This is a genomic window from Niastella yeongjuensis, assembly GCF_900110245.1.
GTDB lineage: Bacteria > Bacteroidota > Bacteroidia > Chitinophagales > Chitinophagaceae > Niastella > Niastella yeongjuensis.
In genome coordinates, this window is the sequence record NZ_FOCZ01000004.1 from 216,800 (window position 1) to 243,443 (window position 26,644).

21 protein-coding genes are annotated in these 26,644 nt (G+C 45.2%); 3 read left to right on the forward strand and 18 right to left on the reverse strand.

Annotated elements, in window-relative coordinates; all coding sequences use genetic code 11:
- Positions 1-3 precede the first annotated feature (3 nt).
- The 17 genes from BMX95_RS12325 to BMX95_RS12405 form a co-directional block, all read right to left on the reverse strand.
- A complete protein-coding gene (locus BMX95_RS12325; RefSeq protein WP_081204908.1) occupies positions 4-345 on the reverse strand; it encodes a hypothetical protein in 342 nt (113 codons plus the stop codon).
- An 8-nt stretch (positions 346-353) separates the two neighbouring features.
- The gene (locus BMX95_RS12330; protein ID WP_081204907.1) at positions 354-4,343 is read right to left on the reverse strand and encodes a hypothetical protein; all 3,990 of its coding nucleotides are present in this window, start codon (positions 4,341-4,343) and stop codon (positions 354-356) included.
- A gap of 79 nt (positions 4,344-4,422) precedes the next feature.
- Positions 4,423-5,304 carry a hypothetical protein gene (locus BMX95_RS12335; protein ID WP_081204906.1) on the reverse strand — a complete coding sequence of 294 codons (882 nt, stop codon included), beginning with the start codon at positions 5,302-5,304 and terminating at the stop codon, positions 4,423-4,425.
- 1,102 nt (positions 5,305-6,406) lie between these two features.
- The gene (locus BMX95_RS12340; protein WP_081204905.1) at positions 6,407-7,036 is read right to left on the reverse strand and encodes a class I SAM-dependent methyltransferase; all 630 of its coding nucleotides are present in this window, start codon (positions 7,034-7,036) and stop codon (positions 6,407-6,409) included.
- Positions 7,037-7,136: 100 nt separating this feature from the next.
- Positions 7,137-7,499, reverse strand: a complete 363-nt coding sequence (locus BMX95_RS12345; protein ID WP_207631734.1) for a DUF6717 family protein — start codon at positions 7,497-7,499, stop codon at positions 7,137-7,139.
- Positions 7,500-7,602: 103 nt separating this feature from the next.
- Entirely contained in the window at positions 7,603-8,976 is a 1,374-nt protein-coding gene (locus tag BMX95_RS12350; RefSeq protein ID WP_081204904.1) for a PQQ-dependent sugar dehydrogenase, read from the reverse strand.
- 180 nt (positions 8,977-9,156) lie between these two features.
- Entirely contained in the window at positions 9,157-11,778 is a 2,622-nt protein-coding gene (locus BMX95_RS12355) for an MGH1-like glycoside hydrolase domain-containing protein (protein ID WP_081204903.1), read from the reverse strand.
- 66 nt (positions 11,779-11,844) lie between these two features.
- The gene (locus BMX95_RS12360) at positions 11,845-14,832 is read right to left on the reverse strand and encodes a TonB-dependent receptor plug domain-containing protein (protein ID WP_280517375.1); all 2,988 of its coding nucleotides are present in this window, start codon (positions 14,830-14,832) and stop codon (positions 11,845-11,847) included.
- Positions 14,833-14,906: 74 nt separating this feature from the next.
- Positions 14,907-15,908, reverse strand: coding sequence for a FecR family protein (locus BMX95_RS12365; RefSeq protein ID WP_081204901.1), 1,002 nt, complete (start codon positions 15,906-15,908; stop codon positions 14,907-14,909).
- A gap of 111 nt (positions 15,909-16,019) precedes the next feature.
- Positions 16,020-16,571: a GNAT family N-acetyltransferase gene (locus tag BMX95_RS12370; protein WP_242673281.1), complete on the reverse strand. Its 552-nt coding sequence runs from the start codon at positions 16,569-16,571 to the stop codon at positions 16,020-16,022.
- 54 nt (positions 16,572-16,625) lie between these two features.
- Positions 16,626-19,340, reverse strand: coding sequence for a TonB-dependent receptor (locus BMX95_RS12375; protein WP_081204900.1), 2,715 nt, complete (start codon positions 19,338-19,340; stop codon positions 16,626-16,628).
- Between the two features lie 319 nt (positions 19,341-19,659).
- Positions 19,660-20,226 carry a DUF4256 domain-containing protein gene (locus BMX95_RS12380; protein ID WP_081204899.1) on the reverse strand — a complete coding sequence of 189 codons (567 nt, stop codon included), beginning with the start codon at positions 20,224-20,226 and terminating at the stop codon, positions 19,660-19,662.
- A gap of 4 nt (positions 20,227-20,230) precedes the next feature.
- Positions 20,231-20,635: a DoxX family protein gene (locus tag BMX95_RS12385; RefSeq protein WP_081204898.1), complete on the reverse strand. Its 405-nt coding sequence runs from the start codon at positions 20,633-20,635 to the stop codon at positions 20,231-20,233.
- Between the two features lie 24 nt (positions 20,636-20,659).
- Complete coding sequence (locus tag BMX95_RS12390; RefSeq protein WP_081204897.1) at positions 20,660-21,250, reverse strand: YdeI/OmpD-associated family protein; 591 nt, start codon at positions 21,248-21,250, stop codon at positions 20,660-20,662.
- A 6-nt stretch (positions 21,251-21,256) separates the two neighbouring features.
- Complete coding sequence (locus BMX95_RS12395) at positions 21,257-21,721, reverse strand: SRPBCC family protein (protein ID WP_081204896.1); 465 nt, start codon at positions 21,719-21,721, stop codon at positions 21,257-21,259.
- Position 21,722: 1 nt separating this feature from the next.
- The gene (locus tag BMX95_RS12400) at positions 21,723-22,043 is read right to left on the reverse strand and encodes an ArsR/SmtB family transcription factor (RefSeq protein ID WP_081204895.1); all 321 of its coding nucleotides are present in this window, start codon (positions 22,041-22,043) and stop codon (positions 21,723-21,725) included.
- Positions 22,044-22,109: 66 nt separating this feature from the next.
- A complete protein-coding gene (locus BMX95_RS12405) occupies positions 22,110-22,727 on the reverse strand; it encodes an RNA polymerase sigma factor (RefSeq protein ID WP_081204894.1) in 618 nt (205 codons plus the stop codon).
- A gap of 350 nt (positions 22,728-23,077) precedes the next feature.
- Between BMX95_RS12405 and BMX95_RS12410 the strand changes: the two genes are divergently transcribed.
- Both BMX95_RS12410 and BMX95_RS12415 read left to right on the forward strand, forming a co-directional pair.
- Positions 23,078-23,350, forward strand: a complete 273-nt coding sequence (locus BMX95_RS12410) for a MoaD/ThiS family protein (RefSeq protein ID WP_081204893.1) — start codon at positions 23,078-23,080, stop codon at positions 23,348-23,350.
- 42 nt (positions 23,351-23,392) lie between these two features.
- On the forward strand, positions 23,393-24,475 hold the full coding sequence (locus tag BMX95_RS12415) for a WD40/YVTN/BNR-like repeat-containing protein (protein WP_081204892.1): 1,083 nt from the start codon (positions 23,393-23,395) through the stop codon (positions 24,473-24,475).
- A 260-nt stretch (positions 24,476-24,735) separates the two neighbouring features.
- Here the strand turns inward: BMX95_RS12415 and BMX95_RS12420 are convergent, their stop codons facing one another.
- Complete coding sequence (locus BMX95_RS12420; RefSeq protein ID WP_081204891.1) at positions 24,736-25,134, reverse strand: ester cyclase; 399 nt, start codon at positions 25,132-25,134, stop codon at positions 24,736-24,738.
- Positions 25,135-25,296: 162 nt separating this feature from the next.
- On the opposite strand from BMX95_RS12420, the gene BMX95_RS12425 reads away from it, so the two are divergent.
- Complete coding sequence (locus tag BMX95_RS12425; protein ID WP_081204890.1) at positions 25,297-26,490, forward strand: FecR family protein; 1,194 nt, start codon at positions 25,297-25,299, stop codon at positions 26,488-26,490.
- Positions 26,491-26,644: the final 154 nt, after the last annotated feature.

A 26,644-nucleotide genomic window follows, 5' to 3' on the forward strand; every position in this document is an offset into this window, starting at 1 on the left:
ATGTTAGTTATTAAATAACAGGTTTAGCTTTTTGCGGCGATAAAGGATCATCTGATCCGGTGTCAATACCGCACGATATAATGAGTCCCTTGTATTTTCTGTTATTTGCAGAAAATAAGTGATCGGGTCGCCCTCACTGTTGGCATATTGCTTCCAATACTGCATTTTCCGCGTATGGATGCGCATATTGATGATATAGATACTATCCCGTTGTTGGGTGGTAAGACCAAGCGTATCCATCATCCGCCTGGCTATTTTTTGAGACCGTTGTTCACCAACATCCGATTGCGCGAACGTTTTCCTGCTACTTACAATAAAGAAGAATGCAATAAGAATATATTTCATAAAATCATTTAATTGACAATTGGACATCCGAGCGGCGAAGTAGTTATTTCCTCCAATGCCCCTGATGTTGTACCATCACTGAATTCATAGCCATAATAACATTGCCACACATGTACATCTATCTGTATTTTTTCGTAATACACCTTTCTACCAACTTCACATTGATTATTTATGCATTTGTGATCAATCCCATAGCAATTTCCGGTATTACATACGGGGCAAGCGGTTGTATTGGTAGCTATTACTATCCAGCGTTTACCTTGATTTGAACAGGGGTTCTTATCTTCCTGTTCCTGTTCCTGCTCCCCACTGTTAATCCCATTCGTATTCTTACACCGCACCGGAGTAGTTGTATTTTGCCAGTCGGGCTGCGGAGTACAATTACCACCTGGCACATTCACCCACTGGGTAGTATTATATAAAGGGCTATTGGGATTTCCATCTTTTTCCTCTGCCTGCATACAATAGGTAGTATGAATGTTATCACTGCAAGGTGTACAACGCGTTGCACCGGTGCGTTGCCATAAAGGAACCCTGGTTGGATAAATCTGGTATTGATAGTCATATTGTTTTAGAATATTCTTATCCTCATCCCGCACGCGCAACAACCGGTTTAATCCATCGTACTCGTAATTTGTGATCTTATTACGGCCATCACATTGGCTGGTCATGCCGATCATGGGCGCGTAGGCATAGGTAGTCATTAATGACCCTGCCGGATAAAGCCTTAATTCATCTATTAATCCACCATTACCCGGAATAACAACCTGTGTTACGCCAGAAACCTTATGCTCGAAATACGTCCAGCCGTTTATTGTTTTTCCCCGCACAACATTTACTTGTGTACCAGAAATATTAAAAGCTGCGTTCTGGGTATTCCAGTACGAAACAATATAGGTAGCATTCTGATCAAGGCCGCTTTTGGTGATGGCCCCATTTGACAAATCGTAACTTTTATTGCCCGTAATACTGCCGGATGTATTCCGTTGGCTGCCGGAAACCGCCCAGCCACCCGTGCCATCACTTTCAAAACCGGTGTAGGCAATCTCAGCAGTGGAAGCATTGACCGCTTCGGCGACCGGGTAACGATTTTGATAATCCCAGATATATGAATTTGTTTCCCCGGCTGCTTTTCTTTGTTCCAGTATATTCCCTGCAGCATTATAATTCAATACTTCATAACGCTTTTCAAAGGGATAATTTAACTTACTGATATTTACCGTTGCCAGATGAGGAACTCCATTAGCGGGGTTCACCCTGTACAAATTCACCAGATCCTCTGTTTGTTTACCATCCCTGATGGTTATTTGTTCCACAGGCACATCGATCATATTTTTGTTTACGAGGCTGTTGATGCCCTCCCAGTCGGCGACAGTGGCGCCCGCATTGTTCAAATGGGTGGGATTCTCATTGATCACATCCTGCGGATATTTTGCCATTTTTGTCAGCGTACCACCTTTACTGGTATAGGTAGTCACCTGGGTAGGCAACTGGTGCATGGTGTTATCATATTTATTCTCCTGAATGGTGGTAAGTGACAGGTTCCCATTTTCATCAAACTCTTTGGTAGTGATCTTATCATTGTACACCCATTCTGAACGAAATTCATAACTTAAACAGGTTACATTTTGAAAATCGGACAAACTTCCCGTGGTGGAATTACAGGAGGAGCATAAACTAGCGCCCGCACCTGTAGCCACTAAAGAAAAAAAGGTTTTGGAACGGCGCAGGCGTGGATCGTATATCCAGTTGTTATTTACCTGCTTAATTAAAACCCGGTTACCATTGATCATTTTATAATAATTGGTGAGGGCCTCCTTACCATTTATGCCAACACTCGTATTGGACAAAGGGCCATTCATGATCTGGTCGCCCGATATCAAATTGGCATTAACATCCTGTTCAACCCAATATTGATGTTCGATCAAGCCATTGGAAAGATCAGCTTTATCCGATTCCAATACGGTTGGATAATAAATATGCTTCCCATCGTAAGAAAAGAGATCATAAAAACTTCCCGAGTTAAATCGTACATAACTGCATTCATTATAAACACAGGAGCCCAAACCACCACCAGAAACCAGCACATGGTTTGTATAATTGGTCTTGTTATAAGGGAATTGATTATAGGCAATCCCACAGGACTTAGTAGGTTCTCCCAGGGTTGTATAAAAAAAGTTTTTCTCCGTTGCAGGACCAACATTATTAACTGAAACGATCTTTTTAACCCTGACACCAGGGATCTCCCTGTTAATTATTACCGGAGCATCGTAATAATGTAACTCTGAATGGGAATTAACCTGGCTGAAATGAGTAATCCTGAACTGATAACTTTTTCCGGCTTTCAATTGAACATCTTCCTTTAAAAAAGGAACATTTAAATCAACACGTTCATCTATTATTGCATTACCATCCTCCAGTAACACAAATTTTATGTAGTAATATTTTGAATCCTCCGGATACACTTCTATTCCGTCCTTAGGATGGCAGATAACCGATACCGAGCCGATGTGGTCATTGTTTACAACGACCACATTCGAATACTGATCTTCGCTACTTCTCTTAAATATATCACCACCTTCCCCGTCAAATCTTAAATAGGCATTGGGTTTAATTTCATCCGGTGGAAATCTATTATCGCTGAGAATAAGATGAGGTTCGTAGGTGATCTGGTCGTACCCGCCTGTAGGGTAGGTTAGTTTTTGCAGCATGCCCATTTGGGAATATTGCCAGGCTGGGCTGCGATCGCCAAAACCATACGATTGAAAAAGATTTACCCATTGCTGGTCAACGGGTTTGGAGATCATGGTAGGATTGAACTTACCATTATAAAAACCCATGTAATCCTGCGAGTACGACAGGCGGGGTGGCAAACTGGAGATGGAACCATAATCAAAACTATATTCTTTTGATGGACTACTGGTAACCTCATCAGGCGTTTGCACAACCTTCATCAAAAAAAGCCTTTTATCGATAGCGTCTGTACTACTTTTATTACTATAATCATATATAAAGGAATACGCTTTTATTGCTTTTGGGGCAGTGGCATCGTAGATCACCATTTTACTCAGGCATTTATCCCCGCGCAGATCCTGCCTGTCGTCATATAACAATTTGATCAAACCGCCGGAGTTTGAGCTTATTTCTACCGGATATACTCCGTCATTAGTGTTCACGGTTTCACAGGAAACAAATCGTTGTGTCGGCTGATCACAGGCGCTCCCTATAGTGTTTAACCCGTTAAACGATTGATTTATTCCCGACTCATAAATAACATGGCAGTTTGCGTATTTGATCGATATCACATCGTCATCAGGATGAACGATCCTGGTGAGGAACCAGGCATTTTTGTACATATTTCTGTCGAACTGGTTACCCGAACAGTTATTTACAGACCGGGACGTTTCAACTGCGTCAAAAAAGTATTGGACCCCATCAGGTGCAGTTACTTCAAAAGACCCATATCCATTATTTGTTATAAGCAGGTTATTCTGTTCTAATTTTTGAATCTGTTCGTTATCGTCAATAAAAAACTGTCCGGAATAACCCATAAAACTAAATGTAAAGATATCGGCCTGGGTATCATACCCATCCTGGATGGCTGCATTTACAAAATTAGTAGCCGTGCAGCCTTTTGTTGATGGAAAATCTGCCGGGACCTGGAGTTTGTTTGTATAATCATCAGCTTTTCCCAGGATCATTCTATTGATCATACCGCCTGCATTGAGGAGCCATCCCAGGCCCTCCCTGGAAGCAACGGCGTCGATCTTTAAACCGCTGGCAGAATAACTTAAACTTACCGGCAACTTCAAATGCGGGGTCGTTAAAGTATACAAGGGAATTTCGGTACGCAACTCACCCGTTACCAGGTTTGGAACAGCCAGTCCGGCCCTTCCTAATTCAGCAGCTGTAGGAGACGGCGGAATGATCTTTGCAATATTTTGAGCCGAAACAATGTTACAAATCAGAAATACGCCAAGAAATAGTATTTTTCTCATAATCGATATCTATACGTATGTATGTGTGTGCTGTTGCTTAATGTCCAAAGCAATTTCCGTTTCCTTATATAGGGGAATATCATTTTCCTTTTTCTTCCAATAATTTTACTTTTTCTTCAAGCGCCAATATCTTTTTATTTTGCTCAATTGCATACAAGGTCAATTCTTCAATCTTCTTCAACAAAAGAGCCTGATTCTCAACAAGACTGACACCTTCTTTTTTAACAGTTTCTGCTGACGGAACTTCTGGCAGGTGATGATTTTGTATCAGGTAGCTTTCCACATCAGGAAGGGTACGCAACTTGTAGGTGGGATCAAATACATAGTCTGACCAGCTAATCGTGGTATCATTAACTTTATATCCTTTTGCATTAACAGTTCCATCAACTTGCAGTTTATAGGTATCACCAGGAACTATACTTCCAATGGCCACATTACCATTGTCTCCAAGTGTCATTACTCTTCCCCAGTTAACATTTGTTCCATACCCCCAGAACGAAAGGCCATTACCGTATCCGTCCTTCATATTATAAATAGCCCAATCCATATTCTGACCTTCATTGGTCTTACCCGGATGTCTTAACATCAGGGTGCCGCCGATATTATCATTATCATAACTGGATTGAATATATACTCTGCCCCCATTTGCCTTCAATTGTATATTGGCACCTGCTGTTTTATTTTCGATTTGAAAATCAGTTCCCTGATCAAGGCCCATCCATAGATTCTGAATACCGTTTCTATAAAAAGATAACATTTGCGGAGCCGAAGCAGTCGAACTTTTGAAAGTAAGGATGTTTCCATCATTAGACTCAATTAATGCTTTACCTGAAACGTGCAACTTTTCGGTGGGGGAACTTGTTCCTATGCCTACGCCAGTACCCTTTACATATAATTGGGCGAGTGATACGGTATGGAATAAAAACGTTCCCAGTAGGGTTACTACAACTGTTTTAAACATATATTTATATATTATTATTAAAAAGAACATAAATACCCCTTGATAATGGAATATACAGACAAGCAATATTGTTATGACACCAGCAACATGATTAATGCCAATGCAATGTATTTACAGATCAATACTGGTCAATACGAGAAATCTATGCTATATAGTGTCTGTGAAAAAAACTTACGTACATCTGACATTGGAGAATCGAATCAATTTTGAGGGACAAATAATTAGCTTTTTTGTATGGTAACCAGTAAGGACACTGATTCCTTTTTTAAGCGTTTCCATGTCATTTGATTTTGGGGGTACGCGAATATATATTACATTTAGTATTAAAAGACAAATCAGTTTGTCACAATCGAAAATTTAATTTCTCTATTGATATAGCAACAGTGGCGATCTGGTGTTGGATGTGCCACAATTAAGCCCAGAAGTTAGTACCAGTGAGTTCCAAAATCAAATGACAGCTATCATAAATCAAAGCAGGCTTCCCTATTCAGTATTAAAGGGTCAATAATTCAACTTGCGGACCCAATAATTTGCCTTGAGGGGCTCCTGCGCTCTTTTTTTGACGTCTTATTCTAATTATTTCATAGCATAAGTTTGCAATAGCCCCCATATTCAGTTTTACAGCCATCATAAATCAAATTGAACCTTCAATAATTCGAATGGTAGCCTCCATAAATTGGTTGAAGGCTAATATAAATTTTTTGGAGTTACCATAATTCTTATGACAGCTTCCATAAATCGAATGACAGCCTCCATAAATCGCATAATGGCTTCCGTGAATTTATTTTAATCGAAAAAAAAATCAATTGCCACTTGCGCATTGCACATTGTGAGTTGCGCATTGCTCATTATGACTCTCCAATACACCATTGGCAGTATCGAATAGCCCATTAGGTGAATTAATGTGCTTATTGTCACATCGGACAAGACAAAGACGCGAAATCATAATTTATTCCGTCATTCAATGAGCTGATGTTGTCATCCAATTTTCTGAAGCTGTCAAAAAATATTCAAAGCAGGTTTCCAGGCCAAGTGACCACTTATTTATGCTTCCCGGACTTCGTTTATTCCGGTTCGTTGGGAATTTATGAAGTTTTAATCATTACAACAGCAATAAGCTAACTGGTGTGTTTACCTGCTGGTAAAATACCGTCATTTCATACTGCTGCCGGCAAAAGGGCAACAGCTTTTCGATAAAGGGCTTGGCCATGAGCCGCTGAGGAGTAGAAAGCAGAATAGCGGTCCCCTGGCGAATAAACCGCAGCAGTATCTCGTACAACTGATCGAATTGTTCCGGGTCGTAATTGATGTCGCTTAGCAGTAATACGTCTGTAATGAGCCCTGCAGGCAGGTAGCTCCAATCCAGCAGCTGACTGGTAACATTAGATAGCTGTAAATGCTGTGCAGATCTGGTCATAACGGCAACTGACTCCTGCAGGTAATCGCTGACGCAAACCGTGTTGGCATAACGGGCTGCTATAAAGCCGGGCAGGCCTAGTCCGGCGGCCAGTTCCAGCACATTTTTATGCCGCACCAGTTCAGGATGCTGATGAATAAAATCGGCCATCGCCAGCGCAGCCGGCCATAGTTTGGTCCAGTGTGGAAAGGGCACCTGTGCCTGTACCTGTTTTTGTTGAAAGTAATTGTCCTGTACTTCCTGCGCATCGGGTACAAACAGCTCTATGGTATAACCTGGGCGCTCCAGGTGTTGTAGTTGCAGTGATACTGACATGAAAGTGTTAAGGGGGGGAATTAACTACCGGCAACAACTCTTTTTCGGAAATAATATTTTCCGCACTATTGCCCATATTTTACGCCACATAGGTATTTGTTTATTCTGAAGCATCTTCTTCTTTAACAAAGATACGTTCGGGAAGTTTGCCAAACACAAATTCTGTTACCTGGCACAGCCACATGCGGTGATTTACCTCCCTGCCATTGTATTTCTCCATCAAATAATAAGCGCCACCAACGCTGGGATCACATTTCCCGGTCATTACCAGCACATCTGCGCCTTCAAATGGTTCTTCTGAAATATTTAACACAACAGATGTGCCGCGTTCTGCCATTAAGTCGAGCATGGTATCGGCCCCATCAACCATTTGCAGATCGCCGGCATTTCCACCCTGCTCAATGTATTCAGGCAGATCAATGAACCATTCATCTCCATTTTTTACGAACAGGTAAGTTTCCATAATCAGTATTTTTTCGTACTTCAAATATAAAAAAAAGGTCGTGCGTAACGACCTTTTAACTCGCAAAACATATAAATGTTTGTGTAGATACTTCTACAATTTTTCACCAGTCATTTTTATTATTTACCGGTACCAGCTTAAATACTTTTCCAGTTGTTCCACTTGGGCCCAGCATGGAGGAAACAGTTAAATAGATCTCGCCCTGATTATCCTGTCCAAATCCGCGCAGAAAATAGCCGGTATCATCAGGGTGGCTTTTCAGATTTATTTCATCATAATTCCAGGTAGCGGCCCCGGAGGTTTGCGACATAAACAACTCGCCATCTCCAACGGTGAACCCTTGTGAGAACGTGCCGAAAATGTATTTTCCATCCCAACCCTTCAATTCTTTGCCCCGGTATACATTACCGCCAATGATGGTAGTGGCCCTGCCGCCTATTGGATTAGCCGCGTTATTCACTTCTATTACCGGATCAATCAACGGATTACCCAGGTTATCTACCATTGGGCAGGAACCCAGCACCTGCGTATCCACCGCAGCATCAAAGCAGTGCCGTCCTTCTTTTACATTCCAGCCATAATTTCCGCCTTTTGTTACCACACTTACTTCTTCCCACAATGACTGTCCGGCATCGCCTACCAACAGCTTATGATCGCCGCCCATATCGAATGAAAACCGGAACGGATTGCGGAAACCATAAGCATAAATTTCATCTTTACCGTTTTTGCCCACAAATGGGTTATCTGCCGGTATTCCATAAGGACTGCCATTATTGATATTGATGCGCAGAATATTGCCGAATAAATTGGAGTCGATGTCCTGGCCATTGCCGCCTGCATTGGGCAGATACCAGTCGGTAACATGCCCTGGCGCAACATCATCGGCGGCACCACCATCACCAATGGAAATATACAAATAGCCATCCGGGCCAAACGCCAGCGTACCGCCGTTGTGATTCGATTGGGGGTCATCCATTTCCAACAAAACTTTTTCAGAATTCATATCTGCCATATCTGCATTGGCCGATACTTTAAATTCTGAAATGCGGCTCAGGTTATCCCAGTTAACACCCATTTGCGGTCCACCGGCACGGGGTGGCAACTGATAATACACAAAGAAGCGCCCATTGTTTTTATAATCCGGATGGAAGGCCAGCCCTAATAAGCCTCTTTCATCATAACCGGGATCCAGGGGAACCAGTTTGCTGGTAACATCCATAAAAGGTACTGCCAGTTTTTCACCGTTCTTAATAACCCAGATCTTTCCAACCTGATCAATCACAAACATCCGGCTGGTATCATCGGGCGGCGTAACCAGGCCAATGGGGGAAACAAAATTATCGGCAATCAACCGAATGTCTACTTCCCCGTTGTTGTGATCAATGGGGTTATCATGCTTTTTACAACCCGTCAACATCAATGCAAGAAACGTTGATGCCGCAAAAAACCGGCAAACAATGGAGGAATTAACTCTCATGATAGTTTAATTTTTTGGTTTCAAAAAAGGTTTGTCAGGCCACGAACAGCCTGAACATAACTATTGAGAGTTATTTCTTAGTGGGGAATGGTTTGGTGTGTAAGGTAAATTATGCAAAGCTTGTACCCTGTTGGGATACACATTATAAACCCACCCCTACCCTTCCCGGGAGGGGATCCGTCACGGTTGATTTTTCATAATAATCAAATTGGCTATCAATCCCGTCCAACCCGTTTGATGCGAGGCGCCCAGTCCCCGTCCATTGTCACCATGAAAATATTCGTGGAATAAAATGTAATCCCTGAAGTGGGGATCGTTCTGGAATTTGGGGTGTGAACCCAATACAGGGCGTTTGCCTTCCTCATTACGCTGGAAGATGCGCAACAACCGGCAGGCGATCTCATTGCCCACCTGCTTCAACGTTAGGTAATTGCCCGAGGCAGTTGGATATTCTATTTTAAAATCATCGCTATAATAGAAATGATATTTACGCAGGCTTTCAATAAGCAGGAAATTCATCGGCATCCATACCGGTCCGCGCCAGTTGGAGTTACCGCCAAACATGGCACTGTCACTATCGCCCGGCACATAAGGCACACTCATTGGTACCCCGTTTATATTGATATTATATGGGTATTTGGCATATTCTTTCGATAGTGACCGAACTCCATAATCGCTTAAAAAAGCAGTTTCATCGAGCATATGGCTCAACAATCTTTTCATGCGATGGCCACCCAGTAAACCCAACAGGTGGGTATCCTGTTTACCTTCCTCGTACCAGCGCGATACCAGCAAGGCCAGATCGGGCCGGTGCCGCAGGAACCAGTTCATGCGTTCGGCAAATACCGGGTTATTGTCAAGCGTGTCGCGGGTGATCACTTCTACTGCAAACAGGGGGATCAGTCCCACCATGCTTTTTACTTTCAGTTTTACGACCTGGTTATTTTTTATGCGTACCTGGTCATAAAAGAATTCATCTTCCTCATCCCACAAACCGGTATTGTTCTTACCCATGTTTGCCATAGCGCCGGCGATGTACAGGAAATGTTCAAAAAACTTGGTAGCCATTCCCGTGTAAGCCTTATTGTGGGTGGCCAGTTCCAGTGAAATATGCAGCATGTTCAGGGCATACATGGCCATCCAACTGGTACCATCGGCCTGTTCAGCATGTACCACTTCGGGCAATGGAGCACTTCTGTCGAACACCCCGATATTATCCAGCCCCAGGAAACCTCCTTCAAAGATGTTATTGCCTTCTTTATCTTTCCGGTTCACCCACCAGGTGAAATTGATGAGCAGTTTGTGAAAGAGCGATTCCAGGAATGCATAATCTTTTACGCCTTTTGTTTTGGCATCCATCCGGAAGATCCGCCATACGGCACCTGCATGAATGGGCGGGTTGGCATCGCCTAACGACCATTCATACGCAGGCAGCATACCCGAAGGGTGCATATACCACTCTTCGGTGAGCAATTGCAATTGCTGCTTGGCAAAATCCGGGTCCACCAGGCCAATGGTAACACAATGAAAACCGAGGTCCCAGGCGGCATACCAGGGAAACTCCCATTTATCGGGCACCGAGATGATATCTTCGTTATTGAGTTGCTTCCAGTCGTTATTACGCCCCTGCCAGCGTTCCGGCGGCGGCGTAGGACAAGAAGGATCCCCATCGAGCCATTGCTGTACCTTATATGAATAGAATTGTTTATTCCACAGCATACCGGCTATTGCCTGCCGGAAGATGAGTTTTTCATCTTCATCAGGAATGCTCTTTTCCAGATCCGCATAAAAAGCATCCGCCTCTGTTATGCGCTGGGCAAACAGGGCTTCAAAGATGGCTTCAAATTCATCGAACGCATTGGGATGGTGTTGATCGCTTAACCGCAATCGAAGGGTGTGGGAGGAACCGCCGGGAATGGTCAACTCATAATTAATGGCTGCCTTGGTACCCATCATGGCGGGGTTCACCGATTTCTTACCCCGGATCAAAAAGTCCTCGATCCCGTCTTTGGGATATGGCCGTTGATCGTCGTTATTATACAACCGCTGGTTATTGCTTTCATTCTCGCAGAACAACATGGTACCGGCACCCTGAAAATACAGGGATGATACCTCCAGCCGTTCGTGTTCTATGCGAATGGAATGATCGCCGTTCTTGTATAATGTAGGTTTATAATCATGGCGGCCCCACGTCCAGGTATTGCGAAACCAAACGGTGGGCAATACATGCAAGCTGGCAGCGTCTTTACAGCGGTTATGAATGGTTATTTTTATGAGGATATCGTCAGTACCGGCTTTGGCATACTCAACAAATACGTCGAAGTATTTATCCTCATCGAACAAACCGGTCTCTATCAATTCAAACTCCGGTTCCTGGCGGCTGCGGCGGCCATTTTCCTGGATCAGCCATTCGTAGGGGAATTCCTGTTGCGGATACTTGTACAACATTTTCATATACGAATGGGTAGGCGTGGCATCGAGGTAATAATAGATCTCTTTTACATCTTCGCCATGATTACCCTGCTGGTTATTCAAGCCAAACAACCGTTCTTTCAGAATGGGATCTCTTTTATTCCATAACGCCAGTGAAAAACACAACAGCTGTTTGTCATCGCTTATACCGGCAATGCCTTCCTCGCCCCAGCGCCAGGCTTTGCTGCGGGCCATATCATGGGTAGTATATCCCCATGCGTCGCCTTTGGCGCTGTAATCTTCCCGAACAGTACCCCATTGCCTGTCAGATACATAAGAGCCCCATCTTTTCCAGCTGGGGTCCTGTAATCGTTGTTGTTCTGCGTTCATTCTGTGCTATTTCCGCAGACAAATGTAAAGTAAAACGTGTGGTTGGTTGAAGCTTTTGGGCCTTTTTTACAACTTACAGTTTAGCGTTAACAAAAACGTAGTCCCAGACTGGCTAAAGTGCGACCCATCGTACGTGGCAATTTGGTAGCGACCGTTAAATGTCACCGCATTTATATTCCGTTTAAACGCAACCGGGTCATTCAACACCTGCTGTCCGGAAAAGTTCAATGGTTTCAGTATATATTCCGGTAGTATATTGAACAGGTTGTTTACGGCAAAGGAGCTTCCCAGCCACGAATTGAATTGATAACTGAGGTGTGCGTCGGTAACAATTTTGGGCTTAAACACCATTTTTATGTTCCGGTCGAGCCCGGCACTGCGAAAGATGGCCGGACCAAACAACGTATTATTGAGATTAAATCCCAGTTTCCCAACAGTAAGGTCACCACCGAGGATGGCTTTGAATTTTGGTCTGCTCGTTAATAACAATGCTTCCTGCATATAATCAAAGATCTGCTGCCCGGCCTCTTCAATTAGTTTGGGATTGGCCACTACCCCTAGCAATTTATTGGCCATCGTATAATTACCCGCGAGGTTAATGGTTACGTGGCCGGTATTGAACACACGGATATTTTTAAAGGTGGCTACCAGATCGAGCCCCTGCGTATTGGTGCTGATGCCATTGGTAAAAAAACTAACGCCAATGATCCCATTGGCGCTTAATACCGTATCGAGTGGCGTATTGTTATCTGCTGTATGTGCAATATCCGAACTTAAAATAATCCGGTCTTTAATATTGATATTATAATAATCGAGCGTTAAACTGAAATAACGGGAAGAACGCAGACCAATGCCAGCGGTGAAATTCAGCGATCGCTCGGGTTTTAGGGCGGGCACTCCCAGCACCTGGGCCTGCCTGCTTTTGTTACTCACCACGCCTTTAGTTTGCACGCCCATACCGGGCGTAAAGATCTGTTGTACTATCTGCAGGTTTACCTGGTGCAAACCCGGTGCCCGAAAACCGGTTGACAGGGAAGAACGTACAGACAGTTTATCGCCCAGTAATTTTTTTCGGCCACTCACCTTCCATACAAAGGCGCCGCCAAAATCATTGTAATATTCCTGCCGGGCCGTAGCATTTACCAGCATTGATTTCGATACATCATAGCTCACATCCAGATAACCACCCATATTAAACCGGTTCGACGTTTTGGCGTTGAGGTTAGCAATGCCTGAAAAAGAAACAGGTCCTGTGCCTACGCTGGAAGCCCGGTCGCCGGCCATGATGGTAAAGGTCTCATTCCGGAATTCGGTACCCAATGCAATGGATAAATGGTCGTTAATGGTATGGGTGATATCGATATTCCCAACTACGTGGTGAAAGCCATAACCTCCGGGGCGGAAGGTGGTAGGACTTTGCGCACCCAATGCGGGGTTCCAGGTATTGTCGACCGAATACAATTGTTTGTTACCGCCGATAGTAGCGCTTACATCCGTTGTCCAGCGTGTTTTTTCCTGTTTAAAACCCAGGGTGGCGTTATAGTCGTTCAGGTCACCGGCAAAGGTTGGACCAAACCCCAGGTAAGTTGAATTGGTATCGTGTAATAAATTAAAGGGGTCCTGTTTCCAATAATTCGTTCGATAGTTGGCATAACTCTGTATGTTCTTGTACACATACGCTGCATTCGCATAAAAAGTAGCGTTATCATCTAATGGGATGCCGGCGTTTACCAGGAAGCGGGCAGCCGTAATGGCGGGTGTACCATTTACATTGCGGGCGTCGGGAAATTGTGCCAGGTAGGCTTTTACTTTTTCCAAACCGGCAGCAGTTCCATCACCCAGGTCTATATTGTCCTGTTCGGCATCTACTTTACCCGGCCGGTTGGTGCGGTTCTCTTTTTGAAAACTGATGGTATAATTGGCGAAACCTTTCGTACCGATGTTCACGCCGCTGTTGATGCTGTTGCCGATAGAAAAACCATCGCCCCTGCTCGTAATGCCGGTATTGGTTTTGAAACTGGTATACTCAAAACGGTCTTTCAAAATGATGTTCATTACGCCGGCAATAGCATCGGACCCATACTGGGCAGAGGCACCATCGCGTAAGATCTCCACCCGTTTGATCGCTTCCACCGGAATGGCAGAGAGATCGGTTTCGGTTTCTCCGCGACCGGGTGAAGTTTGTATATATACGAGTGAACCGGGATTTTTTCTTTTTCCATTTATCAGGATCAACGTACGACAGGGCCCCATATTCCTGATCTCATAGGGGTCTGACAAACTGGTAGCGTCGTGCACCGGCATGTTCACGGTGTTGAACGAAGGCGCGCGGTACTGCAATGCTTTATCGAGTGTTAACTGACCGGTACTGATGAGGTCAGCACCATTGATATTATCTACAGGTAAAGACGTATTGGTAAAAGTGCGCTGGCCGGCACGACTGCCTACTGCCACCACTACCCCACTAAGGTCGGTTATAACATTATTAAGGGTCACATTCCGCACCATTGCTGCTTGCTGTATTTTAACCGTAGTTACATAACTGCTGTACCCAACGCTGCTGTAATAGATCTTATGATTGCCTTCATTCAATGGCAGCCAGTAGTTTCCCTCCGCATCGGTTACGGTTCCTTTGGCGCCAATCACAATAACAGACACGCCCGGCACCGGTTCGTTCTTTTCATTGCGAACAGTTCCGCGTAATCCGGGTTGCTCCACATCCGGCGACTTTTCACTCTTATCTGTATGGCCGGGAACTTCCGAAATGATGATCTGTGTGGGTGATACTTTTTTGTAGGTCAATCCGAATGGCGTTAGCAGCGTGCGCAAGGCTTTATCGGGATTGTTGCAGGCGGTGGTATCGGGGGTTACATTTTTGTTTTGTACCAGTTGTTCGCGGTAGAGAATACTTAGGCTGAATTTCTTTTCGAGGGCAAAAATCACGTCTTTCAGGGGAAGACTGTTTGGGGCAATCCGCTGCCCCTGCACGGCCAATACCATGCACAGGGATAAATAACATACAATAAGCCATTTGTTAAAAAGGCTTTTTCTCATAATCATTATCCGCTTAGCGCTTTTTCCTGTTTTAGCGCGCTGCGTTCTATAATAGTTTTGGTTCCGGGTTCAACTTATCTAATAACAACCTGGTTGTTTGTTCTGATAATTGTTGTATGCAGTAATTCACGCAGTACAAACAACGCTGTATTTCCATCCTGTAATTCCAGTGTTCCTGAAATGACCTGTGTTTTCAGTTCCGGTCTTTCTATAGTAAAATCGAACCCAAAATATTCTTTCAAAGTTTCACAAACATCCTGTACTGTCGCTTTTTCGAACCGGTATTTGTGCTCCATCCAGGAAGTGAACAGCACCGGGTTGGCAGTACGGGTTGTTATTTTCCCTTGCGCTGCTGCATACTGGCAATACTCGTTTGGCTGCATAATGGTGCTGGCATTGCCGGCCGGAATACTGAACCTTACTTTCCCCTTTTGCAGCAGTACACCGGTTGTATTGTTAATGCTCTTTACATTGAACTCGGTGCCCAGCACTTCTATTACTGCATCGCCGGCATATACGGCAAAAGGTTGCGCTTCGCCGGCTTTATCGATGTGGCGTACTTTAAAAAACGCTTCTCCCGTTACCCATACTTCCCGTTTGCCATTGCTGCCCTTTCTGTTGAACCGGACAGAAGAATTGGCGTTCAGCACCACTTCTGAACTATCAGGTAACCATACCGTTTTGGTAGCTGCATATGGTGTTGAAATATATGTGTAATCCGGCTTTCTTACATAATACAACACCAATGTGCCTGTAAGCAAGGTAGCAATTACCGCTGCTGCTTTCATCCACCATCGGCCTGATCGCCCGGATTGTATGGGAATGGCCTGTTCGCTGGCGATTGTGTTGTCGATCCGTTGTTTCAGGTTCCCGTAATAGTTATTTGGCACCTCCTCCTTTTTAAAATCAAGGGTGCGGATGATCTCCATTGCTTTTAGTGCCGCATCCTTTTGAGTTGTGCTATTCATCCATTTCATCCAGGCCTGGTTGTTTTCCCCTTCAGGGGCCAACACCCAATTGATAAAAGACTCGTCTTGTAGAAAGTCTTCGGTTCTGTATTGAGAGTATTTGTCCATTATTCGTTGTTTCTTGACTATTAACCAGCTGTTTCAGGCTACAGGTTTCACGGGGCGTTAAACAGTATTTTCCGTGCAACCTGGAACTTGTAACCTGTAACTTGTAACTACTCACCACTTCCAAATAACAATATTCCATTCTTCCCCGTCAGGAGCTACGTAAGAATGGATCGTTTCAAACCCTACCCTTTTGTGCGCATGCAGCGAACGCTGGTTGCGGGTTGCGATCTCAGTTATGGCAAAATCATATTTGTCGTTAAAATAGCTACTATAGGCCTTGTAACAGGCATCAAATACGCCCTGTCCCCGGTAATCGGCCGCTACACAAACCTGTCCTACCACCATATAATTATAATCAGCAATCTTTTTATGCTGATAGGTTACCGCGTCAAATAGGTCGAACATAGGAAGCAGAATGGGAATATCGAGCCGGGAACGAACGGTCATAGCCAGGATGTACCCTATAACCCGGTCATTATCTTTCGCAATTACATGCGCCTCCAGTTCATTCATTTTATACAGGTCGGTAAAACTGTGCGACACCGTTACAAAACCTTGCGCTGCTATCTGCTCCTCAGTTAATCCAACCGCCAGGTTTTGTTTTTGCAGTGCCAGGATCTGCTCCAGTTCTTCCTTTGTTGTTGACCTTGTATAGGTAATCATGTTCTTGTAAAAGGGAAGCTGGCCCGTACGCCAGCCCCCTTGTTTTCAGGCAATCTACAACTTAAAATTCAGCGTCGCCAAAAACGTTGTTCCCAGCTGGCTGAAATGTGATCCATCATAAGTTACCATACTATATCTGCCGTTGAAAGTAATGGCATTGACATTCTTTTTCACCTGCGCCGGGTCGCTTAAAATAGCATCGCCATTGCTGTTCAAAGATTTCAATTTCCATTCCGGCACTATATTGAATATGTTATTTACTGCTATCGATGCATTTACCCGGTTGCTGAACTGGTAACCGATATTGATGTCGGTAAGTACCTTGGTTTGAAACTCCAGCTTCAGGTTTTTATCCAACCCGTCATTATGGAAAGTAGTAGGTCCAAACAACGTATTGTTCAACAGGAAATTCCATTTACCAACGGTAAGGTCACCGCCCAGCACCACTTTGTATTTGGGCCGGCTGGTGGTCAACAGGGCTATCTGGATCTGATCAAGGGTGCTTTGACCAGCATCACTGATCAGCTTAGGATTGGTAACATTGCCCTCGAGGTCATTTTTGAGGGTGTAGTTACCGGCCAGGTTGATGGTGAGTTTGCCTGTATTGCCTAAGCGAATGTTTTTATAGATGCCCACTACATCGATACCTTCTGTTTTCGTATGAATACCATTGGTAAAGAAGCTCACGCCAACAATGCCATTGTTCCGCAACACCTCATCCAGTTCGGTATTGCCGGCTGCGGTATTGGTGATGTTGGAGCTGAGGATGATGCGGTCTTTTATATCGATGTGATAATAATCGACAGTAACACTCAGGTTCCTGGTGGGGTTGAAGCCAAACCCGGCAGTGAAGTTCACCGACTTCTCCGGCTTTAAGGCGGGTACCCCCAATACATGCGCCTGCGGACTTTTATTACTTACAATTCCCTTTGATTGAATGCCCTGTCCCGGTACAAAACTTTGCTGGGCTATCTGCAGGTTTATCTGATGTAAACTGGGCGCCCGGAAACCGGTTGAAACAGAAGAACGAATGGTCAGTTTATCACCGATTACTTTGGCCCGGCCGCTGATCTTCCAAACAAAGGCACTTCCAAAATCACTATAGTACTCCTGCCGCACGGTTCCATTTACCAGCAATGCTTTGGTGATGTCATAACTCAGATCGAAGTAGCCACCGATATTGAAGCGATTCACTTTGATGGCGTTGATCTCATTTACACCGGGAAATGAGTTGGCGCCCTCACCGGTATAGGATGCAGTATCACCGGCAAAGATCTGGAAGTTCTCGCTGCGGAACTCACTGCCAAAACCAATGTTCAATTTATCGGCCACTTCTTTGGTGATATCTATGTTGCCCACTACGTGGTTAAACGCATAACCGCCGGGTTTGAACCGGATAGGACTTTTGGAGCCGAGGGAATGGTTCACCGTATTCTCTACCGTGTACAATTGTTTATTTCCGCCGGTGGTAAAGCTGATGTCGTGCATCCAGCCGTTTTTGATTGTTTTGAAACCAACCGTTGCGTTATAGTCGTTCAGGTCGCCTTCAAAGGTAGGGCCATAACCCACGTATTCAGTACCGGCATCGTGCAGCAAACCATAATCTTCTTTCCAGTAGGGCGTGCGGTAGTTGGCATAGCTTTGCACTTTTTTATATACATATGCCGCATTGGCATAGAAGTCGGTATTGTCACTTACAGGGATACCTGCATTCACCAGGAATTTGGTAGCCGTGGCAGTTGGTGTACCGCTGATATTTTTGGCATCAGGAAAACGGGCCAGGTATTTCTTAACCTCTTCCAAACTGGCAGCCGTACCGGCGCTCAGGTCGTTGTTGTCACCTTCGGCATCTACATTACCACTTCGGTTGGTTTTGTTTTCCCGTTGAAAATTGATGGTATAATTGATAAATCCTTTACTGCCGAAATTGGCGCCACCATTCAAACTGGTCAAAATCGAAAATCCATCTCCCTTATGGGTTACGCCGCTGGCTATTTTAAAATTAGTATAATCGAAGCGGTCTTTCAAAATCACGTTCATTACGCCGGCAATGGCATCGGAGCCATATTGGGCAGAAGCACCATCGCGCAGGATCTCTACCCGTTTGATGGCTTCGGTGGGGATGGCTGCCAGGTCGGCGCCGGTCTCCCCGCGGCCGGGTGAAGTTTGAATATACACCAGGGCGCTGGGGTTTTTACGTTTGCCATTCACCAGTATGAGGGTGCGGCTGGGCCCCATGTTCCGGATCTCATATGGATCGAGTAATGAAGTAGCATCGTTCACCGGCGTATTGACGCTATTGAACGAGGGTACCCGTAATTGCAGGGCTTTATCAAACGACAATTGTCCGGAGCTTTGCAGTTCCGAAGCATTGATATTATCAACTGGTAATGGTGTGGTGGTGAACGTTCGTTGCGAGGCGCGGCTGCCTACTGCTACTACGACCTCGCTGAGGTCGGCGATGGCAAATTGCAGGACGATATCCCGGGTAACGGTGGCATTGTCTATTTTCACCGTCATGCTATAGGGATTAAAACCTACGCTGGTGATAACCAGTTTGTGGGTACCCGAAGGTAAAGAAAGGCGGTATTCGCCCGAGGTGTCGGTAGAAGTACCGCCTTTATTACCGCCGACAACAATGGATGCATTAGCCAGCGGTTCTCCACTTTCGCTAGTTATCTTACCTTTTAGAACGCCCTGCGCGGCGGCCATATCGATAAGCAGGAATAGCATAGCTGCCACCTGCATGGCATATATTAATTTTCTCATGTGACTGATATTAATGATGGTTTACAATGAAATGCAAGCTCGCATCATAATTTACCGCGCGGGTTAACAGTTAAGAGGAAGTCACGTGAGAAATTACCCCATGGGAGAAAAGTTTTTTTAGATATTTCTTTTCGGAATATAAGTTGGGGGAGTTGAAAGTTTTAAGTTGAAAGTTTTAAGTTCTAGGTTATTGGGCTATTGGGTTATTGGGTTCTGAGTTTTTTCATTTCTCTGCCTCAGCTACGTATTTCTTTTTGCCTTCTGCCCTTTCCCCTACTGCCCTCTGCCTTCTGCCCTTTCCCCTACTGCCCTCTGCCTTCTACACTCGCAAGGAACCTCTAAACCCTCTCGCGGCATAGTAAGAATCCGCTCCGTTATGGTAGGTGAATACCGTATTGTAACGCCGGTCGCCAAAGATGGCGCCGCCCAGGTGCCTGATGTCGGCGGGGGTTACCAGCCAGCTGGAAGTTTTTGTATCAAACTCACCCAGTTGTTGCAGTGCGCGGTATTGTTCTTCGGTCAGCAGTTCAATACCCATGGCTTTGGCCGCATCCAGGGCGCTGTCTTTGGGTTTGTTCTCTTTTCTGGCGTCCAGTGCTTTGCGGTCGTAACAAAGGCTTCTGCGGCCTTTAGGGCTTTCTGGCGAGCAATCAAAGAAGATGTATTCATCCGTTTTTTTGTCATACCCTACTACATCGGGTTCGCCGCCGGTGGTTTCCATATCATCCAGCACCCACAGTTTTTCAGGGTCCGACTCCAGCCTGGCCTGTACATCGGCCCACACTATTTCCTGATGGCGGTTTTTATGCTTCTCAAAACGGGTTTTCAGAATGGTGAGCAATTCGGTGCGTTGTGCGGGTGACAACTCTTTTTTGGTTTCTTTCATGGCGTTAGTTATTTAGTGAAAGGAGCTTTCTGTTGGCAGGTCTGAAATACCAGGATACAATGGTAAGTACTATCAGTAAGAGGGGGCCGAATAATTCTGCAGGGGCATCGTTTACTGCCAGGTGAGAAATAACAGCACCGCTCATGACAAAGAAAAAACCGGCATACGCCCATTCTTTTACCAATGGAAATTTAGGTACAAGCACCGCTATTACGCCCAGCATTTTCCAAACCCCGATTATTATCAGTAAATACATGGGGTAACCCAACCGGCCGAACATAGCGGCTTCGTCTTTGTTTTGTAGTAATTGCACGATGCCTGTTGCCGTCATGCCCAATGACAGCCAAAGCGTGGCTATCCAATAAATGATCTTGTTTCTTTTTCCGGATTTGCTTTTTGTTTGTTCCATGTTGATTCGTTTTTTTAGGGTTATTTAATCATCCAGTCCTTTACCATTAAGGATCTGTTTCAGGTATTTCTCAACCCGCGCTTCGCGGGTTTTGGCTTGTTTAGGTTGAGAAAAATAAAAGATATAGGCACGTTGCCGCCCGGGTGTCAACTCTTTAAAGGCTCTTTTCAGGGCGGGCATTTTGTCCAGTTTCGTTTGAAACTCTTCCGGTACCGCATAATCGGTTGTCTTTTTTAAAGTCACCTTCATGCCGGCTCTTTCTACCTCGATGGCTTCCTTTATATATTTCTTCAGGGTGGGCGCCAGCCTGATGATCTCTTTTACGTTGGTGAACCGGATCTGGCGGGCGGATTGCACATTTTTTGTTTGCTGAATGAGGATCCCCTTGGGATCATTCAACAAAGCGCCTTTGAAAAGCAGCAGGGCACAGTAATCCTTGAATCCATGGATCAGTACAATGTTCTTTTTAGCATCCGAGTAACTGGGACAACCCCATTTTAACTCTTCGGTGAGCCCGCAATCGAGCACGATCGAACGCAATTGCTCATACTCATCGTGCCATTTTTCTGATTTAAAAAAGAAATCAACCCGGGGGTTCATGATACTTGTTGCCATAGTGTGTTATTTTAATTGACGAACAATTTCTTCAATCCGGTTATGTGCCATGTTTATGCCCATTGCAAATGGCAGTTTAAGCACCTGGTCGCGTTGTTCAACCGACTCATAGATCACATGCATTTTAAGCCTGCTGGTTTCTTCCGTTAGTTCTTCAAACTCATAGATCTCCAGCTGAATACCAAAGGGGGTGTTCTCCATTTCAAAAGTGCGGGAGATCTTTTTGTTCGGCACAAATTCATGTATCACGCCATTGAACCCGTGTTTGTTTCCTTTGGGATCGGTGGTTTCCAGCTGATAGCTGCCATGTTTTTGACAATCGAACTTCAGCACTTTTGTGCCCATCCATTGTTCGATGATCTCGGGTTCTATGTACGCTTTAAAAAGCAATTCAAGGGGCAGGTCAAATTCGCGGGTGATCTCCAGTTCCTGTCTGCCGTTTTCGGCATCGATCTTTGTTTTGCGTTCCATGTTATTTGCTTTTGTATTTTTTCATGATGTCTTCAATCTTGTTAAAACGGTCGTCCCACATTTTGCGGAATGGCTCAATGAAATCGGCCACCTCTTTCATTTTATTGGGGTTGAAGTGATAGTAAACCTCCCGGCCGTTTTGCGTTTGTTCCAGCAACTCACATTCAGTGAGTATTTGCAGGTGTTTTGAAACGGTGGGTCGGGCCGTATCGAAATTCGACGCAATGGCGCCGGCGGTCATCGACTGAGAAGCCACTAATAATAATATGGCTCTCCTGGTTGGATCGGCTATTGCCTGAAAAACGTCTCTGCGCAGATTCATTATGTAGCTATTTGACTACAAATATAAGCGTAGCTATTTAACTACACAATTTTATTTTACAATTTTTCAGGCAGTGAGGAATAATAAGATGATCAACAGCATCAGGGGGCCGGGAACTTTTTCGCGCAGGATGGAAATGGCGCGGCCCATCAGCTTATAACAGGCTTTTACCGAAAGGTGCATGTTGCGGGCGATGTCTTCAAAGTTCAGTCCTTCATAATAACGCAGGTAGATCACTTCTTTTTGTTTGGCAGTAAGGACGTTCAACACGCTTTCTATGTGTTGCCGTAACTGTCGCTGGTTTTCATTTTCCAGAACTAATGTTTCAGGGGTCAGTTGCAGTTCGAATGGATACCCGGTTTCATCTGACGGGTTCAGTTCGCGCAACCGGTTTTGTTTTTGCAACCAATGTAACATGGTGGTACGTACGGCCTTGAACAAGTAGCTTTTTACAGACGTATGCATATCGAGTTTATGCCGGTTGGTCCATAGCCACACGAACACGTCGTGCAAACAATCTTCCACTGCCGGCAGGTCGGCAATGAATTTCAATCCGTATTGCGTTAAAGGCTGGATGTATTTATTGTAGAGAAGGGTAAAAGCATCATAGTCCCCTGACCGTATGGCAACGATCAGCGACTTATCTTCCTGTGCGCTGTGTGAATCCAAGGGTGTCCGGGTCATGAGCCCTGTAATTTAGCAACAAAATGCACGTGACTGACATTTGGATAATATATATGTGTGTAAGTAAGCGATTTATTCCCTCAAAATCCAGCTTCGGCCCATTCATTTCCCGGTTTATCTTCTTTTAGATTCTATAGTTCGTTGAAACTCAGGAATTGATTAGCTTAGCTTTAGAAGGGCAGAGGGCAGAGAAGAAAGGCAGTAGGCAGTGGGCAGTAGGAAAATACAATGAGGAATGGGGAACAGCCAAAAGTTGAAAGTTTTAAGTTTAAAATTCAGAGTTCCAGGTATAATGCGCACCGCTGAAATGTATTGCTTACGGCTTACCGCTTAAAGCTTACAGCTATATTATGGTTTTAGTAAAATTTACATATGCGTTGAAACGGTTCTTTCCCAAACTGGCTGATACAAAAGTCGATGGGAAGACCATATCGGCTATTTTGCAGGAAATTGAGGCCAGGCATCCCGGGGTTACCAAATATGTGCTGGATGACCAGGGCCGGCTGCGGCAGCACGTGAATATCTTTATCGACGGCGTTATGATCAAAGATCGCACTAAATTAACTGATCCGTTCCTGGAAAACAGTGAGATCTATATTATGCAGGCCCTGTCGGGCGGGTAGCAGAAATACTTCAACAGTTTTTCAACATTCAATATTTGCCAAATGAAATCAACACTTTTATTGGGAACACGGAAAGGGTTAATTGCCTATCGCTTTCAAAACGGGAAGTGGACAATGGAAAGCTGCTCTTTTGAAGGCGTGCCCATTTCTATCGCTTATGCCGACCCGCGCAATGGCACGTGGTGGGCCTGCCAGGACCATGGCCATTGGGGCGTTAAACTGCAACGTTCCAAAGACCGGGGCAAAAGCTGGGAAGAAGTGACCGCCCCTGCCTATCCCGAAGGGGAAGAAGTGAAAGACGGCATGCCGGCCACCACCCGGTATTTATGGGCGATGGCACATGGCGGAAAAAACTACACCTCCCGGTTATGGATAGGTACTGATCCCGGTGGGTTATTTGTGAGTGAAGATGAAGGCAACAGCTTTCAACTGGTTGAATCGTTATGGCAGCACCCTACGCGTAAAGAAGGCTGGTTTGGCGGCGGCCGCGACCTGCCCGGTATTCATTCCATTGTTGTTGACCCGCGTAATGAAGATCATATTCATATAGGCATCAGCTGTGCCGGCGTGTTTGAGACCACCGATGCCGGTAAAAGCTGGGCCATCCGCAATAAAGGGATGAACGCCGATTTCCTCCCCGATCCTACGGTAGAAACAGGCTTCGACCCTCATATTGTTGTGGCGGCCCCCAGCAACCCCGATATGCTGTGGCAACAAAATCACTGCGGCATTTTCCGTAGTACCGATGCAGGGAAAAACTGGATCGATGTAAGCGAGGCTGATGGTCCGGCCCGTTTTGGTTTTGCCCTTGCCGTTGCCGGCGACAATCCCGACCAGGCCTGGGTAGCACCCGCCGACAGCGATGTAAACCGCACGGCCATTCAGAGCGCCCTGGTTATTTGCAGAACCGATGATGGTGGCAAAACCTGGAAGCAACTTCGCAATGGTTTACCCCAGGAAAGTTGCTTTGACATCGTTTACCGCCATGCCCTGGTAAATGACAGCAACGCCGTTGTATTCGGCACTACCACCGGCAACCTCTTCTTTTCACCCGATCGGGGCGAGCACTGGCAGGTGATCAATAATTATTTGCCGATGATTTATTCGGTGCAGTTTGCGGAATGAGAAGAAGGGCAGAAGGCAAAGGGCAGAGGGCAGAGAGAAAAGGCAATGGGCAATAGGAAAAGGCAGTAGGCAGTAGGCAGTAGGCAGTGGGCAGTAGGGGTAGAAAACCCTCCTACGCTCGTCGACCGCCGTCAACCTCAACAACTCAATCAACTCCGTCAACCCTATCAACTTGTTAACGTGTCAAGTTGTTAACGTGTCAACTTGTTAACTTGTTAACGTGTCAACTTGTTAACCCTATCAACGTGGTAACTTGTTAACTACCCAACCACCTGCCCATACCTCCAATGCTCTATATACTGCCCATCCTTCAACTTTACGATGTCGATACAATGCATGGTAATTCGTTGATGGGTGGGCGGATTGTTTAAGAAGTCCCCGACCTGAATGCCGGAGATCGCTTTGCGGGTTACTACCGTATCTCCTTCAGCGATCTGGTCAAAGATCTCCACCTTTACATCAGTCAATGCTTTGTGCAACACCTCAACGATATAATCTTTGATCCCTTCCCGCCCCGCGGGAATATGCAACGTGGCCGCGCTCCGGTTCACAAAATCAACTGCTACAATTTCTTCAAATGCCTGTATGTTTCCCTGTTCAATGAATTCTTTATTGAAACGGGTGACTACCGATTTGTTCTTCTCTTGTAATGTATTCATATAACAAAGGTAGTATAGGGGCCAGGAGTGCCGGTAACGTGCATGGCTCAGAAAATTGTTATTTTAGTTCAACCCTGAGTTTGAGTGAGTTATAATTTTTTTCAAAAAGTTTATCCACATACCGTAGGGTGGCCCTAACATTTGGGTACATATATAAATAGTATGGATAAGCAAGCATTTCTCAGGATGTTGGATAAGTACCAGGATGGCACCGCCAGTTCTGCGGAAAAAACATTGATAGAAGAATATTACCGCCGGCTGGAAAAGGCCGGCACCACTGAACTATCGACGGAAGAAGAGATCGCCCTAAGACAGGCGATGTATAAAAATATAACGGCCGGCATGGAAGAGCGGAACACAATGGTTGTTCCCTTCAGAAGAAAAAACCATGGCCTGGCAGCAGCGGCAGCGGTATTGTTGATAGCGATCGGCGCTGGTAGTTATTTCTGGTTATTTAAAGATCACGCAGCCCAACCCGGCAAAAGCGAAACAGCGAAGACCAAAGCGCATGACCTGCCTCCGGGAAAAGATGCTGCCACACTAACGCTGGCTGACGGACGCACCATCATACTCGATTCTGCCAGCGGCACCATCTCCAAACAGGGTGGCGCAACCGTAATCAATTTGAACGGACAGGTTTCTTACGCCAAGGCAGGCGACAAAAACGAACAGGCACCCGTAGTATACAATACCATCACTACAGCAAGAGGGAATCAGTATCAGCTGATTCTGGCAGACGGTTCAAAAGTATGGTTGAACTCGGCCAGCTCCCTGCGCTTTCCCACCGCTTTCACAGGCAACAAGCGGGAAGTGGAACTGGATGGAGAAGGCTATTTTGAGATTGCTACCCTTCGGCTTCGCTCAGGGCAAAAAATGCCTTTTCATGTAAAAACCAACACCCAGGATATAGAAGTATTAGGCACGCACTTTAATGTGAATGCCTATAAAGATGAAGAAACGACAAAGACGACGCTGTTAGAAGGGAAAGTGAAAGTGGGTAGAGGGCAGAAGGCAGAGGGCAAAGAGCAAGTCGTAATTCTTAAACCAGGTGAACAGTCCATCGTCTCCCTGTCATCCCAACAATCCCAACCCATCACAGTTCAGACAGCAGACATCGACCAGGTAATGGCCTGGAAGAATGGCTGGTTTGAGTTTGACAATACAGATATAAAAACCATTATGCGCCAAATAAGCCGCTGGTACGATGTTGACGTGCGTTATGAAGTAAAAACAAATAACGAAACATACGGCGGCCGTATAAGTCGTAACCTAAATCTTTCCAACATTCTTAAGATGTTGGAGACTTATGGTGTTCATTATAGGCTGGAAAATAAAACATTGGTAGTAGTTAAATAAAAGAACTGATGTAGATACCCGGTCACTAAGGACGACGAACAAGCATTACAATTTGGCAGTAGGCAGAAGGTTGTGTGAATCCCGATTCATCGGGAGGGGTTGCAAGGGGTTTTAACAATTGAGAGAACAGTGCATCAATCAACAACTATCAGGC